This is a genomic window from Dietzia sp. IBK-p2-15D (assembly GCF_057773105.1).
This window is the reverse complement of the sequence record NZ_JBYMTK010000004.1, coordinates 15,625-31,510: the sequence shown is the minus strand read 5'-3', so window position 1 is coordinate 31,510 and position 15,886 is coordinate 15,625. Positions and strand designations below refer to the sequence as shown.

Sequence of the window (15,886 nt, the reverse complement as noted above, 5' to 3'; positions counted from 1 at the left end):
CACGGTCGCCGGAGCCTGCAGTCAGGCGGCGTGGATGCGTCGCAGCTCCCCGGAAGCTCCCTCGGGGTGGAATTCCTCCAGCATCGTGGTGACGAGTTCGGCGATGGCGGAACGCTCCGAGCGGTTGAGGGTGACGTGGGCGAACAGTGGGTGCCCCTTGAGCTTCTCCACGACCGCCTGGATGCCGTCGTGCCGACCGACACGGAGGTTGTCCCGCTGGGCCACGTCGTGGGTGAGGACGACCCGCGACCCGGTCCCCAGCCGCGAGAGCACGGTGAGCAGCACGTTCCGCTCGAGCGACTGCGCCTCGTCGACGATCACGAACGAGTCGTGCAGGCTCCTGCCGCGGATGTGGGTCAGCGGCAGCACCTCGAGGATGTCCCGGTCCATGACCTCGTCGATGACGTTCTCGCTGACCAGTCCCTCGAGGGTGTCGAACACGGCCTGGGACCACGGCGACATCTTCTCCGACTCGCTGCCGGGCAGGTACCCCAGTTCCTGCCCGCCCACGGCGTACAGCGGGCGGAACACGACGATCTTGCGGTGACGACGCCGCTCCAGGACCGACTCGAGGCCCGCGCACAGCGCCAGCGCCGATTTGCCGGTGCCCGCCCGGCCGCCGAGGGAGACGATCCCGATCGACTCGTCCAGCAGGCAGTCGATCGCGATGCGCTGCTCGGCCGAGCGGCCGCGCAGGCCGAAGACCTCGACGTCGCCGCGGACCAGCCGGAGCCCGCCGTCGTCGGCGACGCGCGCCAGTGCCGACGACGACTCGGTCTGGACGCGGACGCCGCAGTGCACCGGGGTCCCGCTCTCCAGTCCCGCGGCCCGGGCTGCGAGGCCCGAGGCACGGCCCTCTGAGAACAGGGTGTCGACGAGGTCCTGGGTGGCCGGCAGGTCGGCGACCCCGCTGTACCCGGTCAGCACGACGTCCTGGGCGTGGTACTCGTCGGCCGGCAGGCCCACCGAACCCGCCTTGACCCGCAGGGGGACGTCCTTGGACACGAGCACGGTGTCGGCGCCCTCGGCCCGCAGATTGAGCGCACACGCCAGGATCCGGGAATCGTTGCCGGTGTCACGGAATCCGGACGGCAGCACCGCCTGGTCGGTGTGGTTGAGCTCGACCCGCAGGGTGCCGCCGACGTCGGTGACGGTGATGTCGCCGTCGAGGCGCCCGTGCCGCAGCCGCAGGTCCTCGAGCAACCGGAGGGCCTCCCGCGCGAAGTAGCCCAGCTCGGGATGATTGCGTTTGCCCTCCAGCTCGCTGATGACCGCGATGGGGAGCACAACGCGGTGCTCGGCGAAACGGGTGACGGCCCACGGGTCGGACAGCAGAACCGAGGTGTCGAGGACGTAGGTACGTACGGTGTCGGTCACGGCGCGCTCCTCGCCCGCGGCACCCGCGAGCGTGTTGGGTTGGACCGGCCGGCCCAGGTCACCTGGTGGTGACGGGGCCGGGTGCCGGCCCCCTCCCGATCGAGACAGACGATCATCGGCTGGGACCTCCCGACGGTCGGCTTCCCCACCGACCGTTGCCGATGACGCTACGCCCGAATCACATCCCTGTAGTTAAGTCTGGGTGAAATATCAGGTGACCCGTCACGCCACCCGCTCGAAGGCCGCCGCCAGCCCCTGCCCACCGCCGAGGCACATCGTCTCCAGGGCGAGCCGGCCCTCCCGGCGCGCCAGTTCGCGCGCCATGGTGGTGAGGATGCGCGTACCGGTGGCCCCGACGGGATGCCCGAGCGAGATCCCGGAACCGTGGACGTTGAGCCGCTCGCGATCGGCGGCGGTGAACCCGTGGTCCGACTCCCATTCCCGCAGGCACGCGAGCACCTGCGCGGCGAACGCCTCGTTGAGTTCGATGAGGTCGAAGTCCGCCAGCCGCAGGTCGAATTGCCGGAGTAACCGGGCCGTCGCGGGAACGGGGCCGATGCCCATCCGCGCGGGGTGGACGCCGGCCACCGCCCAACCGAGCGGTCGGACGTAGGCGCGCAGCCCCAGCTCCTCGGCGCGACCGCGGGTGGTCACCACGCACACAGCCGCGCCGTCGTTCTCCCCCGACGCGTTGCCGGCCGTCACCGTCGCGCCGGGGTCGACGCGGAGGCGGACGGGGCGCAGTGCGGCGAGGGACTCGGCCGTGACGCCTCGCCGGGGGTGTTCGTCGGTGTCGACGACGACGAGCTCTCCCTTCCGCTGAGGGACCTGCACCGGCACGATCTCCTCGTCGAACACCCCCGAGTCCTGGGCGGCGATCGCGCGCCGCTGGCTCTCGGCCGCCAGTTCGTCCTGCTCCGTCCGGGAGATGGAGTACTCCGCGCGGAGGTTCTCGGCGGTCTCGAGCATGCCGCCCGCCACCGGGTGGTCGCGGCCGCCGGAGGTCACCCGGCCACGAGCGATGCGGTCGATGAACTCGACCCGGTCGCTGCGGACCCCGCCGCGCAGACCCAGGGAGTAGAACTCACTGTTCGACATCGACTCCGCGCCACCGGCGATCACCACCTCGCTCACGCCGACGGCGACCTGCATCGCCGCGTTGAGCACGGCCTGCAGACCCGATCCGCAGCGGCGGTCGATCTGGATCCCCGGCGTGCTGATGTCGAGCCCGGCATCGAGTGCCGCCACCCGCCCGATCGCGGGCGCCTCACCGTTGGGGTAGCACTGGCCCAGGATCACGTCGTCGATGTCCGTCGTTCCGAGGCCGGTGCGGTCGACGAGTCCGGCTATCGCGACCGCGGCGAGGTCGGCGGCCTGCAGTGGCGCCAGGACACCGCCCCGGCGGCCCACCGCGGTCCGCACGGGTTCACAGATCACCACGTCGGCCAGCGCCTCGGCCATCCTGGATCCGGGCCCCGGCGCCTGTCGCCTCACTCGACCATCATCCGCACGGTCTCGGCCACGACCGCCGGCCGGTCGGAGCCCTCGACCTCGACGGTCACCAGACTGTTGAGTTGCACCCCCGACGACTTCCGCTGGAGCGACGTCAACTCGATCCCCGCACGGATCCGTGACCCGACCGGTACCGGGGCGGGGAACCGCACCTTGTCCACCCCGTAGTTGATCATCATGGCGAAGCCCCGGATCTCCATGACCTCGGCGCCGAGCACCGGCAACAGCGACAGGGTGAGGTACCCGTGCGCGATGGTGCGGCCGTACGGTCCCTCGGCCGCCCGCGCCGGGTCGACGTGGATCCACTGGTGGTCCCCGGTGGCCTCCGCGAACGCGTCGATGCGCTCCTGGGTGATCTCCATCCAGTCGCTGTACCCGACATGCCGGCCGAGCTCGGCCTCGAGCTGCTCCAGCCCCTCGAACACCTTCATGACAGTCCTCTCCTCATTCCAACCCGCCACGTGCCACCAGTTGCGATGCGATGACGTTGCGCTGGATCTCGTTGGTCCCCTCGCCCACGATCATGAGCGGGGCGTCGCGGAAGTACCGCTCGATGTCGTACTCCGTGGAGTACCCGTAGCCGCCGTGGATCCGGACGGCGTCGAGCGCGATCTCCATCCCCACCTCGGAGGCGAAGAGCTTGGCCATCCCCGCCTCCATGTCGCAGCGCTCGCCGGCGTCGGCCTTCTCGGCGGCGAACAGGGTGAGCTGGCGGGCGGCGGTGAGCTTGGTGGCCATGTCGGCCAGGTGATGCCCGACGGCCTGGTGCTTCCAGATGGGCTGTCCGAAGGATTCGCGTTGCTGCGCGTACGCGAGGGAGTCCTCGAGCGCCGCGGCCGCCACCCCGAGGGCGCGGCTGGCCACCTGGATCCGGCCGGTCTCCAGGCCCTTCATCATCTGCGCGAAGCCCCTTCCCGGTTCGCCGCCGAGGATCCGGGTCGCCGGGGTGCGGTACCCGTCGAAAGCGAGTTCGCACGTTTCGACTCCCTTGTATCCGAGTTTGGACAGATCCTTGGAGACCGTCAGTCCGGGACCGTGCTCGACCAGGACGATCGAGATGCCCTGGTGTCTGGGCGTCGCGGACGGATCGGTCTTGCACAGCAGCGCGATGAGGCCGGAGCGTCGCGCGTTGGAGATCCACGTCTTGGTGCCCGTGATCACGAGCTCCTCGCCCTGCGTCGTGGCGGTGGTGGTCATCGCCTGGAGATCGGATCCCCCGCCGGGCTCCGTCAGCGCCATGGTGGCCCGGATCTCACCGGTCGCCAACCGGGGAAGGTAGGTGGCCTTCTGCTCCTCGGTGCCGAACTCGGAGAGCAGTGTGGCGACCACGGTGTGCCCGCCCATGGCGCCGGCGAGCGACATCCACCCGCGGGCGAGTTCCTCGGTGACCCGCACGTAGCACGGCATCGAGACCGGCGTTCCCCCGAATTCCTCGGGGACCGCCAGGCCGTAGATGCCGATCGCCTTCATCTGCTCGATCCAGCGTTCGGGGTACTCGTTCGCGTGTTCCATCTCGCGCACGGACGGTTTGACCTCGCGATCGATGAACCGACGCACGGTCGCGACGAGGTAGGCCTCGTCATCGTTCAGGTCCGGCACCGCAGAACACCTCGTCGTCGTCGTCTCGATCCGCCGGTCAGGCGGGCTCCGGACCTCATCGTCGCAACGGACCGCCCAATAGTCAATAATGATGCGCATGGTTTTGTGTAGAGTGTGATCGGTCAGCCGTCGGCGCGCGGCCGCGCGACGCACGCCACCCGCGCCGGAAGGAGGCCGCGATGACCGAGAACCCCACCCCGCAGGGACCCGTCGTGGAGATCGGCGGCCCCTACTTCGACGAGCTCGAGGTGGGACAGGTCGTCGACACGGCCCCGGCGGTCACCCTGACCGACGGGCTGGCGGCCGCGCATCAGGCCGTCCTCGGTGACCGCCTGCGCCTGCCCCTGGACCGCCACCTGGCCCACGCGGTCACCGGCGCCGCGGTGGCGCACCCCGGGTTGGTGACCGACATCGCGATCGGCCAGTCCACCGTGGTGACCCACCGGGTCAAGGCCAACCTGTTCTATCGGGGCCTGCGCCTACTCGCCACTCCCCGGATCGGTGACACCCTCTCGACGCGGACCGAGGTGGTCGGTCTCAGGACCAACTCCCCCAGACCCGGTCGCGCGGCCACGGGGCTGGCAGCCCTCCGGATCACCACCACCGACCAGGACCGCCGGACCGTCCTGGACTTCCACCGCTGCGCGATGCTGCCGCTGTCGCCGGGTGTCGATCCCGGGTCCTGCGTCCACGACGACGACCTGTCGGCCATCGGCGGCGAACACCGGCAGCCGTGGGCGACGCCGCAGGGCTGGGACCTCGACGCCTACCGAGCCGCGCTCCCGCGCGGACTCACGCCGATCCCCGCGGCCGGCACCGTCCTGCGCGCCGGCGCCGACGTGGTGTCCGACGCGCCGGCGCTGGCGCGACTGACGATGAACATCGCGCAGACGCATCACGACGGCCGCGCCTCGGGCTCCGGTCGGTTGGTCTACGGCGGCCACACCATCGGGCTCGCGCTCTCGCAGGCCACGCGCGCCCTGCCGTCCATGCTCACGATGCTCGGGTGGCACTCGTGCGACCACGTGGGCCCGGTCCGCGAGGGCGACACCCTGAGCAGCGACATCGTGGTGGGCGCGGCGGTGGAGGCGGTAGGCGGTGGCACGGCGCTCGACCTCCGGTCGCTCGTCACCGCGCACCGGCAGGACGGCGACGCACCCGTCCTGGACTGGACCTACACCGTGCTCATGCCCTGAGCCGGGAGACGGGGATAATGGTTGTCATGAGTTCAGGCAGCGGCGGCGGTCGCCCGGGGGTCGGCAGGCCCAAGAAGACGGCCCTGCTCGTCGCCCAGCAGATCGTCGAGGACATCTCCCGCCGAGGGAACACCGTCGGCGACCGGCTGCCCCCCGAGCACCTCATGTTGGAGGAGTACGGGGTCGGCCGCGGCACCCTCCGGGAATCCTTGCGCTACCTGGAGCTCCAGGGCGTCATCATGCTCAAGCCCGGCCCGGGCGGCGGCCCCGTCGTGCAGCAGCCCGACGGTGGCACCCTCGCCGCCACCCTGAGCCTGCTCCTGCAGTTCGAGAACGCCCCGTTCTCGACGATCATGGAGGCCCGCGCCGCCCTCGAGCCGGGCATCGCGCGGCTGGCCACCACGCGGATCGACGACGCCGGTCTGGAACGACTCGCGGAGAACCTGCGTCAGACCCGGGACCGACTGGGCGACCCGGCGGTCTTCTCGGCGCACTCCGAGCGGTTCCACGAACTCATCGCCTGGAGCTCCGGCAACGCCCTTTTCGGGTATCTCTTCGACGCGCTGACGGGCCTCATCGCCGGCGCCTCGATGGGGATCAGCTACCCGAAGCGCCAGCGCGAGCTGACCTGCGACATCCACGGGGACATCTACGCCGCGATCGCCGATCGCGACGCGGACACCGCCTCCCGGCTCATGTCCGTGCACATCGACGAGCACACCACGTACCTCGAGAAGCGGTTCCACTCCGAGCTCGCCCAGCCGATCCGCTGGGACCTCGGCTGAGCGACCGGCACCGCGCGGCCCTGCGTGGCGCTGCGGCCCTCCGTGGCGCTGCGGCCCTCCGTGGCTCTGCGTGGCCTGCGGCCCGCTGGCCGCGTGCTCAGATGTGCCGCCCGCCCGTGATCTCCAGGACGGTGCCGGTCATGTAACTCGACATGTCGCTGGCGAGGAACAGCACCACCTGCGCGACCTCGCTCGGCTCGGCCGCGCGCCCCATGGGGATCTCGGCCAACTTCTCCTCCCAGACGTGCTCGGGCATGGCCAGCGTCATGGCTGTGCGGATGAGCCCCGGCTGGACCGCGTTGACGCGCACCCCCGCGAACGCCACCTCCTTGGCCGCCGCCTTGGTGAGCCCCACGATCCCGGCCTTGGCTGCGGAGTAGTTGGTCTGGCCGACGAGACCGACCTTGCCGGAGATCGACGAGATGTTGACGATCGCCCCTCCCCCGCGCGCGCGCATCCGGCCGGCGGCGGCGCGGGTGCCGTTCCACGTGCCCTTGAGGTGGATGGCGATGATGTCGTCGAACTGCTGCTCGGTCATCTTGCGCATGGTCGCGTCACGGGTGACGCCGGCGTTGTTGACGAACACCCCGAGCGGCCCGAACGCCTCCTCGGCGACGTCGATCATCGCCTCGACCGCCGCCCCGTCCCGGACGTCGCAGTGGACGTAGCGCGCGGTGTCCTGCCCGCCCAGGTCGGCGACGGCCGCGGCGCCCGCCTCGTCGTCTATGTCACCGATCACCACCCGCGCGCCCTGGTCGATGAACGTCCGGGCGATCTCCAACCCGATGCCGCGCGCGGCCCCGGTGACGACTGCGGTCTTACCCTCGAGCAGGCCCATGGTGTGTGTCCTCGTGTCGTGTGTCGTGGTCAGTGGTGTTCCCGAGCGCTCCGTCACCCCGGAACTCCGCCAGGATCGCGTCGGTGTGCTGCCCCAGTGCGGGAACGGGCCCCATGGGCAGCTCTACATCGGTGAAGGTCATCGGCGGGAGCAGGCCGCGGACCGGGCCCGCGGGCGTCTCGACGTCCCGCCACCGATCCCGCGCCGCGAGTTGCGGGTGGTCGACCAGCCCGGCGACGTCATTGAGCCGCCCCGCCGGGACGCCGAACTCGTCGAGCCGGTCGGCCAGCTGCACCGAGCCGTACCCCATGGTCAGGGAGCCGATCAGCGCGTCCACCTCGGCCCTCCGGGCGACGCGGGCGATGTTGGTGGCGTACCTCTCGTCGTCGACCAACTCCGGCCGCCCCAACACATCGCGCACCAGCGCGGCCCACCCCCGGTCGTTCTGGACGCCGATCAACACCTGCCCGTCGCGGGTCGGGAACGCGTCGTACGGGCAGATCGACGCGTGGGACAGTCCCATCCGCTCGACCTGTCTCCCCGCATACATCCGGGTGTACATGGGGTGGCCCATCCACTCGGCGGTGGCCTCGAACATGGACACCTCGACGGTGGCCCCGCGCCCGGTCCGTTCCCGCCGGAAGAGCGCCGACTGGATCGCCGACAGGGCGTACATCCCGGTCGCGATGTCGGACACCGGGACCCCGGTCTTGGTGGCGGCCTCGGGGGTGCCGGTGATCGAGCACAGCCCGGACTCGGCCTGCACGAGCATGTCGTAGGCCTTGCGACCGGTGTACGGGCCGGTGTCGCCGTAGCCGGAGATGGTGACGACGACGAGGTCGTCCCGCCGCTCGCGCAGTGCGGTCGCCCCGAGTCCCAATCGGTCCATCGCCCCGGGGGCCAGATTGCTGATCACCACATCCGCCCGGTCGGCCAGGGCCAACGCGGTCTGCCTGCCGCCCGGCGAGGCGAGGTCGAGTTCGATCGACTCCTTCCCCCGGTTGAGCCAGACGAAGTGGGAGGCCTGCCCGTGGACGGTGGCGTCGTAGGCCCTGGCGAAGTCACCCTCCCCCGGGCGCTCGATCTTGATGACGCGCGCGCCGAGGTCGGCCAGGTGCCGGGTCGCCAGCGGGGCGGCCACGGCCTGCTCCACGGCGATCACCGTGATGCCCTCGAGCGGGAGCGGCTCGCCGGTGGGCGTTCCGCGCGTCGGGTCGTCATCGGGCACCCGCGTCCCGCTGCGCACCCTTCACGAGGCCACCGCCGATGATGAGGCGCTGGATCTCACTCGTGCCCTCGTACAGGCGGAGCAGGCGGACGTCACGGTAGATCCGCTCCACCGCCACGCCCCGCATGTAGCCCGTGCCGCCGTGGATCTGGACCGCCTTGTCCGCGACATCGGCGACCATCTCGGTGCAGTACAGCTTGGCCACCGAGGGGGCGATCCGTCGGTCCTCGCCGGAGACGTACTTGGCGGCGGCCTCGCGGACGAGGGCACGGCCCGCCATGACGCCGGTCTGCTGGTCGGCGAGCATCCCCTGGACCAACTGGAATCCGCCGATGGCCTCGCCACCCTGGGTGGTGGTCGCCGCGAAGGCGAGCGACTCGTCGAGCGCCCGCTGCGCCGATCCCACGGCGACGGCGGCGATATGGATGCGGCCGCGGGCCAAGGAGGTCATCGCCGCGCGGTATCCGGCCTCCTCGTCGCCACCCACCAGGGCGGTGGCGGGCACGCGCACGCCGCGGAAGCCCACCTCGGCGGTCCACGCGCCCTCCTGCCCCATCTTCTTGTCCCTGGGGCCGACACTCACGCCCGGGGCGTCCGCAGGGACGAGGAACACGGCGATCCCCGTCCCGCTGTGGTCGGCGGGACGGGTACGTGCGAACACGATGAACAGATCCGCCAGCGGGGCGTTGGTGATGAAGCGCTTGGTGCCGTCGATGATCCAGTCACCGCCCTCACCGCCCTCACTGCCCGCACCGCCGTCCCGCACGGCCTTCGTGGCCAGTCCGGCGGGGTTCGAGCCGGCGCCGTCCTCGGTCAGGGCGAAGGAGGCGATGACGTCGCCGGAGGCGATCCGCTCGAGCCATTCGGCCTTCTGGGCATCGGTGCCGAAGTTCACGAGGACCTGCCCGGCGATCCCGTTGTTGGTCCCGAACAGCGACCTCATGGCCAGTGTCGTGTAGCCGAACTCCATCGCCAGTTCGACATCCTGGGTCAGGTCGAGGCCCAACCCACCCCACCGTTGCGGGATCGCGTAGCCGAACAGGCCCATGTCAGCCAGGTCTGCACGGATGTCGTCCGGGACCGCGTCGGTGTCGGCGATCTCCCGCTCGCGGGGAACGACCACCGAACGGATGTACTCACGCGTGGTCGCGAGGATGTCCGCGAAGTCCTCCGCGTCGACTTCCGTGTCGCTCTCCGTGTCTGTGTCGACCACGGGGGTCGCGCTGCTCGGCTGCTCGCTCATGGTCTCGCCCCTGTCCGCCGGCGATGGGTGTCGCGGAACACAATCCACGCTGTATGCTTCAAACTATTATCAGGATTTGCACTGCGGGGCAACCGGCCCGCCGCACCACCGGGAGCCGTTGATGACAGAGCCCTCCGCGTCCCGACCGCTGGACGGGATCCGCGTCGTCGAACTCTCGAGCTTCGTCGCCTCACCCTTGTGCGGACTCACGTTGGCGCAGCTCGGCGCCGAGGTCATCCGGGTCGATCCGGTGGGTGGCGCGGCGGACGTGAACCGGTGGCCCCTGGCGCCCGACGGGACGTCGATCTACTGGACCGGGCTCAACCGGGGCAAGGCCTCGGTCACTCTCGATCTGCGCTCCGACGACGGCCGGCGAGCGTTCCGCGAGCTCGTCACCGCGCCCGGCGAGGGTGGGGGGATCCTCGTGACGAACTCGGGCGGGCGGTCGTGGATGAGTCACGACGTCCTGGCCGCCGACCGCGAGGACGTCATCACCCTCGAACTGCTCGGCCGCCGCGACGGCCGGCCCGGGGTGGACTACACGGTCAACGCCGCCCTCGGTTTCCCCGCCATCACCGGCCCCGGCTCGGGCCGCGTCGTCAACCACGCCCTGCCGGCCTGGGACGTGGCCGCCGGACTGCACGCGGCGCTGGCCGTGGTGGCCGCCGTCCGCGAACGTGAGCGGACCGGCCGCGGGCGGCGGATCGTCCTGCCCCTCGACGACGTCGCCCTGGCCACCGCCGGGACGCTCGGATACCTCACCGAACCACAGCTCGACGGGTCGTCGCGGCCTGCCGTGGGCAATCACGTCTACGGGACCTTCGGCACGGACTTCACCACCTGCGACGGAGGTCGGTTCATGATCGTCGCCCTGACCACCCGGCACTTCCACGACCTGGCCCGCCTCACGGGCACCCGGGAGGCCGTCGACGCGCTCGAGACCGCGGCCGGCGCCGACTTCACCGAAGAGGCCGACCGCTACTCCTATCGCGAGGTCCTCGCCGCGCTGTTCGCCCGCTGGTTCTCCGCCCACACCACCGACGAGGTCGCGCGGGCCCTGGACGACTCGGTGGTTCTGCACGAGCGCTACCGCACGTTCGCCGAGGTCGTCTCAGAGGGCGAACTCGAGGCCAACCCCCTCTTCTCCCGCCTCGACCAACCCGGCATCGGCCCCTATCTGGCCGCCGCGCACCCCGCGACGTTCGACGGGGACCACCTCGCCACGGGCCCGGCGCCCTCCCTCGGCGCGGACAACGACCGACTCACACCGGGAGGACGATCCGGATGACCCACAAACCCACCGCCCGCGAGGACGTTCCCGTCTACCTCACGGAGGAGCGCCTCGCGATCCGGGACCTCGCACGCGACTTCACCGCCAGAGAGGTCCTCCCGGTCGCGAACCGCCTGGACCCGGAGAAAGGCGACATCCCGGACGAGCTACGGCAGAAGATGGCCGACATGGGATTCTTCGGGATCATGATCGACGAGGAGCACGGCGGCCTGGGACTGGGCGTCTTCGAGTACTGCCTGGTCGCCGAAGAGCTGGCCCGCGGGTGGCTGTCGGTGTCCGGTCTGCTCGCGCGGGGAAACGGCATGGGCGGCGGCTTCACCGCCGAGCAGCAGGCCCGCCTGCTCCCCCGCGTCGCCCGCGGCGAATGGCTGGGCGCGTACGCGCTCTCGGAGGCCGAGGCGGGGTCCGACGTCGCCAACATCTCGTGCCGCGCCGTCCGCGACGGCGACGCCTGGGTGATCAACGGGACCAAGATGTGGTGCACCTACGCAGACCAGGCCGACTACCTCGTCCTGTTCGCCCGCACCGATCCGGACCGCGACCCGGACAAGCCGCACCGGGGCATCTCGACCTTCCTGGTGGAGAAGGAGCGCGGCTCCTTCCCCTCCGGCATCAGCGGCAACCCGGTCCGCAAGATCGGTTACTTCGGCTGGCAGACCTGGGAGTTGTCCTTCGACGACGTCCGGATCCCCGCGTCGTCGCTGCTCGGCGAGGAGGGCAGGGGCTTCTACATGGCCGTCTCCGGTCTCGAGGTGGGCCGAGCGCACACCGCGGCCCGCGCGATCGGACTCGCCCGCGCCGCACTGGAGGACTCGATCGCGTACGTCGCCACCCGGGAGCAGTTCGGTCAGCCGATCGGCCAGTTCCAGTACCTGCGCTTCGAGATCGCCAAGATGGCCGCGGACATCGAGGCCGCGCGTCAGCTCATGTACTCGGTGGCCACCGCGATCGACTCGGGACGGCGGTGTTCGCTCGAGGCCGCCATGTGCAAGCTCGTGGCGACCGAGATGGCCGAGCGGGTCACGTCGCAGGGCGTCCAGATCCACGGGGGTGCCGGTTACACCACCGACTTCCAGGTGGAACGGCACTGGCGCGACGCCCGCCTCACCAGGATCTTCGAGGGCACCAGCGAGATCCAGATGCGGATCATCTCGGACGAGCTCCTCGGCCGCTGAACGCTGCGTACAGTCGGCCCCATGAGAGCTGCGGTGTGCGTCGAGACCGGGTCCCCGTTGGTGATCGAGGACATCCCGATCCCGGAACCGCGCGCCGGCGAGGTCCTGGTCCACAACCACGCCTGCGGGGTCTGCCACACGGACCTGCACGTGATGAAGGGCGAGGTCGGGTTCCCGCTGCCGGGAGTCCTGGGCCACGAGATCTCCGGTGTCGTCGCCGAGGTCGGCGCCGGGGTCACCCACGTCCGGCCCGGCGACCGGGTGGTCGGCTCCTTCATCATGCCGTGCGGGTCGTGCGAGAACTGCGCCCGTGGCATGGAGGACATCTGCTCCACGTTCTTCGAGTACAACCGCCTGCGCGGCACCCTGTACGACGGCGAGACGCGCCTGCACCGGGCCTCCGGCGAACCGTTGTCCATGTACTCGATGGGCGGGCTGGCCGAGTACAGCGTCACGCCCGCCACCGCGGTGTTCGCCCTCCCCGAGCAGCTCGACCTCACCGATTCCGCCATCCTCGGCTGCTCGATGTTCACCGCCTACGGCGCGGTCCGCAACGTGGGCGACGTCCGGACCGGGGAATCCGTCGCGGTGGTGGCGGTCGGTGGGGTCGGCCAGAACATCGTCCAGTTGTCGGCGGTCAGCGGCGCGGAGTCGGTCATCGCGATCGACGTGGACGACGACAAGCTCGCCCTCGCCCGCCGCATGGGTGCCACCCACACCGTCAATTCGCGAGAGGTCGACGCGACCGAAGCGGTCATGGAGATCACCGGCGGACGCGGGGTGGACGTCGCCTTCGAGGCGCTGGGGTCGGCGGCCACCACCCGGCAGGCGACCGACATCGCCCGCGAGGGCGGACGGGTCGTGGTCGTGGGCATCCCTCCCGCGGGCACCGCGCTCGACGTGGACCTCGCCCGCATCGTGCGTCGCAAGATCCAGATCAAGGGCTCCTACGGCGCGCGCGCCCGGCAGGACGTGCCGGCGCTCATCCGACTGCTGGCCGCCGGGAAGCTCGACCTGGGCGGCATGATCTCCCGCCGGGTGCCGCTGACCGAGGCACCGGAGACCTACGAGGCCCTCGACCGTGGCGAGGTGCTCGGCCGAGCGGTCGTCCTCACCGGGCAATAGCCACCGAACACCGCGACCCCCGGCCTCCGTGAGGGAGGTCGGGGGTCGCGGCAGGTGATCCGGCTCGGATCAGAGCAGTTCGATGATGGTGGCGTTGGCCTGGCCGCCGCCCTCACACATCGTCTGCAGGCCGTACTTGATGCCCTCGTTCTTCATGTGATGGACGAGGTCGGCGAAGATCCGGGCGCCGGAGCCACCGAGCGGGTGCCCGAGGGCGATGGCGCCGCCGTTCGGGTTGAGCTTCGCCGGGTCCGCCCCGGTCTCGGCCAGCCACGCCATCGGCACGGACGCGAACGCCTCGTTGACCTCGTACACACCGATGTCGTCGATGGACAGTCCGGACTTGGCCAGCGCCTTGGCGGTGGCGGGGATCGGCGCGGTGAGCATGATGACCGGATCGTCACCGGCGAGCGTGGCGGTGTGCACCCGCGCGATCGGGGTGCACCCGTACTTGGCGGCCGCCTCCTCGCTCATCACGAGGATCGCCGCGGCGCCGTCCGAGATCTGCGAGGCGTTGCCGGCGTGGATGACGCCGTCTTCCTTGAAAGGCGTCTTCAGCCCGGCCAGCCCCTCGACGGTGCTGCCGCGGCGGATGCCCTGGTCGGTGTCGAAGACACCGTCCGGGGTGGTCACCGGCACGATGTGCCCGGCGAAGAACCCGGCGTCCTGCGCGGCGGCGGCCTTCTCGTGGGACGCCACGGCGAACTCGTCGAGCTGCGTGCGGTCAAAACCCCACCGCTCGGCGATCATCTCGGCACCGACGCCCTGGTTGGGGGCCGTGCCGTCGTAGCGGTCGAGGAACGCCTGACCGTAGGGGAACGACTCGGAGGAGACGTGCGAGCCCATCGGTACCCGCGTCATCGACTCGACGCCGCCGGCCACCACCACGTCGTGGAAGCCTGCCTCCACCACGGCCACCGCGAAACTCAGCGCCTGCTGCGACGAGCCACACTGCCGGTCGATCGTCACGCCGTTGACCGTCTCCGGCCATCCCGCGGACAGGGCGGCGGTCCGGGCGATGTCCCCGGCCTGCTCGCCGGCCTGGGTGACGCAACCCCAGATGACGTCCTCGACGATCGATCCGTCGATCCCGGCGCGCTCGGCCAGCGCCTTGAGAACGGTCCCCGACAGATCGGCGGGATGCACCCCGGCCAGTCCACCCTTGCGCTTGCCCACCGCGCTGCGCACGGCCTCCACGATCACTGCACCCATGTGCGTGTTCCTCTCTTGAACGGTGAGAATCCGGTCCGGGAAGACCGGGTGTTGTCAGTGTTGCGCATCACGCTCAGCCGACGTACGGCGGAGTGCGCTTGAGCTCTCCCCGCGCGATGGTGCGACGGTGGACGGCGTCCGGTCCGTCGACGATCCGCAGCGCGCGCGCCCAGGCGTAGAAGTACGCGAGCGGGGTGTCGCCGGACACGCCGGCGCCGCCGAAGATCTCGATGGCCCGGTCGATCACGGCACAGGCGACCTGCGGGGCGATCACCTTGATGGCGGAGATCTCGAACCGCGCCTCCTTGGCGCCGACGGTGTCGATCATCCACGCGCAGTGCTGCACCTGCAGCCGCGCCTGGTCGATCTCGATGCGCGAATTGGCGATGTGCTCCTGCACCACGCCCTGGCTCGCCAGCGACCCACCGAACGCGTTCCGGGACTTGGCGCGGTCGACCATCAGGGCCAGCGCCCGCTCGGCCATGCCGATGGCGCGCATCGCGTGGTGGATGCGGCCCGGCCCAAGACGGGCCTGGGCGATCGCGAACCCGGCGCCCTCCTCGCCGAGGAGGTTCGACACGGGCACGCGGACGTTGTCGAAGACGATCTCGCAGTGCCCGTGCTGGTCCTGGTACCCGAACAGCGGCAGGTTGCGCTCGATGGTCAGGCCCGGGGTGTCGCGGGGCACGAGGACCATCGACTGCTGGCGGTGGGTCTCGGCGGACTCGTCGGTCTTGCCCATGACGATGAGGATCTCGCAGCGGGTGTCGGCGATCCCGGTGATCCACCACTTCCGGCCGTTGATCACGTACTCGTCGCCCTCGCGACGGATCACGGTCTGGATGTTGGTGGCATCCGAGGAAGCGACGTCGGGCTCGGTCATGGCGTACGCCGAGCGGATCCTGCCCTCCTTGAGCGGCTCGAGATACTTGGCCTTCTGATCGTCGGTGCCGAACAGATGGAAGGTCTCCATGTTCCCGGTATCGGGCGCCTGCGAGTTGATCGCCTCCGGGGCGATGACGGGCGACCAGCCCGTGATCTCCGAGACGGCGGCGAACTCGAGGTTGGAGATCCCGGACCACTCGGGCAGGAAGAGGTTCCACAGCCCACGGCGCCGGGCCTCGGCCTTGAGGTCCTCCATGACCGGCGGGTAGGCGTTGTCCCCGTGCTCACGCAGGTACTCGGCCCAGACGGGCTCGGCGGGGAAGACGTGCTCCCGCATGAACTCCCACATGTTCTCCTGCAGCTCGATGCTGCGCTGACTGTGAGCGAATTCCATGTCTTTACTCCTGTAGAAGCGTGCCG

14 protein-coding genes are annotated in these 15,886 nt (G+C 70.5%); 5 read left to right on the top strand and 9 right to left on the bottom strand.

Annotated features, from left to right (window positions below):
• Positions 1 to 21: 21 nt before the first annotated feature.
• The 4 genes from phoH2 to AC3DEV_RS07495 form a co-directional block, all read right to left on the bottom strand.
• A complete protein-coding gene (phoH2, locus tag AC3DEV_RS07510; protein ID WP_067715613.1) occupies positions 22 to 1,377 on the bottom strand; it encodes an RNA 5'-3' helicase PhoH2 in 1,356 nt (451 codons plus the stop codon).
• A 222-nt stretch (positions 1,378 to 1,599) separates the two neighbouring features.
• Complete coding sequence (locus AC3DEV_RS07505; RefSeq protein ID WP_488371717.1) at positions 1,600 to 2,838, bottom strand: acetyl-CoA C-acetyltransferase; 1,239 nt, start codon at positions 2,836 to 2,838, stop codon at positions 1,600 to 1,602.
• Positions 2,839 to 2,867: 29 nt separating this feature from the next.
• Positions 2,868 to 3,320: a MaoC family dehydratase gene (locus AC3DEV_RS07500; protein WP_069390320.1), complete on the bottom strand. Its 453-nt coding sequence runs from the start codon at positions 3,318 to 3,320 to the stop codon at positions 2,868 to 2,870.
• Between the two features lie 13 nt (positions 3,321 to 3,333).
• Positions 3,334 to 4,488, bottom strand: coding sequence for an acyl-CoA dehydrogenase family protein (locus AC3DEV_RS07495; RefSeq protein WP_488371716.1), 1,155 nt, complete (start codon positions 4,486 to 4,488; stop codon positions 3,334 to 3,336).
• A 179-nt stretch (positions 4,489 to 4,667) separates the two neighbouring features.
• Here AC3DEV_RS07495 and AC3DEV_RS07490 point away from each other — a divergent pair, with 179 nt between their 5' ends.
• Together AC3DEV_RS07490 and AC3DEV_RS07485 are read left to right on the top strand one after the other, a co-directional pair.
• Positions 4,668 to 5,684, top strand: coding sequence for a MaoC family dehydratase (locus AC3DEV_RS07490; protein WP_488371715.1), 1,017 nt, complete (start codon positions 4,668 to 4,670; stop codon positions 5,682 to 5,684).
• 26 nt (positions 5,685 to 5,710) lie between these two features.
• Positions 5,711 to 6,469, top strand: a complete 759-nt coding sequence (locus tag AC3DEV_RS07485) for a FadR/GntR family transcriptional regulator (protein ID WP_488371714.1) — start codon at positions 5,711 to 5,713, stop codon at positions 6,467 to 6,469.
• Between the two features lie 97 nt (positions 6,470 to 6,566).
• Here the strand turns inward: AC3DEV_RS07485 and fabG are convergent, their stop codons facing one another.
• From fabG to AC3DEV_RS07470, 3 genes are read right to left on the bottom strand one after another with little or no spacing between them, the layout of a single operon-like run.
• Complete coding sequence (gene fabG, locus AC3DEV_RS07480) at positions 6,567 to 7,307, bottom strand: 3-oxoacyl-ACP reductase FabG (protein WP_396466996.1); 741 nt, start codon at positions 7,305 to 7,307, stop codon at positions 6,567 to 6,569.
• The gene (locus AC3DEV_RS07475; RefSeq protein ID WP_488371802.1) at positions 7,288 to 8,535 is read right to left on the bottom strand and encodes a CaiB/BaiF CoA transferase family protein; all 1,248 of its coding nucleotides are present in this window, start codon (positions 8,533 to 8,535) and stop codon (positions 7,288 to 7,290) included. Before AC3DEV_RS07475 ends, fabG begins: the two co-directional genes overlap by 20 nt.
• Positions 8,525 to 9,778 carry an acyl-CoA dehydrogenase family protein gene (locus tag AC3DEV_RS07470; protein ID WP_488371713.1) on the bottom strand — a complete coding sequence of 418 codons (1,254 nt, stop codon included), beginning with the start codon at positions 9,776 to 9,778 and terminating at the stop codon, positions 8,525 to 8,527. Before AC3DEV_RS07470 ends, AC3DEV_RS07475 begins: the two co-directional genes overlap by 11 nt.
• Before the next feature lie 121 nt (positions 9,779 to 9,899).
• Between AC3DEV_RS07470 and AC3DEV_RS07465 the strand changes: the two genes are divergently transcribed.
• Genes AC3DEV_RS07465 through AC3DEV_RS07455 form a run of 3 tightly spaced genes read left to right on the top strand, consistent with a single transcriptional unit; the run spans position 9,900 to position 13,369 of the window.
• Positions 9,900 to 11,066 carry a CoA transferase gene (locus AC3DEV_RS07465; RefSeq protein ID WP_488371712.1) on the top strand — a complete coding sequence of 389 codons (1,167 nt, stop codon included), beginning with the start codon at positions 9,900 to 9,902 and terminating at the stop codon, positions 11,064 to 11,066.
• A complete protein-coding gene (locus tag AC3DEV_RS07460; protein ID WP_488371711.1) occupies positions 11,063 to 12,244 on the top strand; it encodes an acyl-CoA dehydrogenase family protein in 1,182 nt (393 codons plus the stop codon). Before AC3DEV_RS07465 ends, AC3DEV_RS07460 begins: the two co-directional genes overlap by 4 nt.
• A gap of 21 nt (positions 12,245 to 12,265) precedes the next feature.
• Positions 12,266 to 13,369 carry a zinc-binding dehydrogenase gene (locus AC3DEV_RS07455; RefSeq protein ID WP_488371710.1) on the top strand — a complete coding sequence of 368 codons (1,104 nt, stop codon included), beginning with the start codon at positions 12,266 to 12,268 and terminating at the stop codon, positions 13,367 to 13,369.
• A gap of 69 nt (positions 13,370 to 13,438) precedes the next feature.
• Here AC3DEV_RS07455 and AC3DEV_RS07450 read toward each other — a convergent pair whose 3' ends face one another.
• Positions 13,439 to 14,581, bottom strand: a complete 1,143-nt coding sequence (locus AC3DEV_RS07450) for a thiolase family protein (RefSeq protein WP_488371709.1) — start codon at positions 14,579 to 14,581, stop codon at positions 13,439 to 13,441.
• Positions 14,582 to 14,654: 73 nt separating this feature from the next.
• Positions 14,655 to 15,860 (bottom strand): acyl-CoA dehydrogenase family protein, encoded by a 1,206-nt coding sequence (locus AC3DEV_RS07445; protein ID WP_488371708.1) that lies wholly within the window; start codon positions 15,858 to 15,860, stop codon positions 14,655 to 14,657.
• Positions 15,861 to 15,886: the final 26 nt, after the last annotated feature.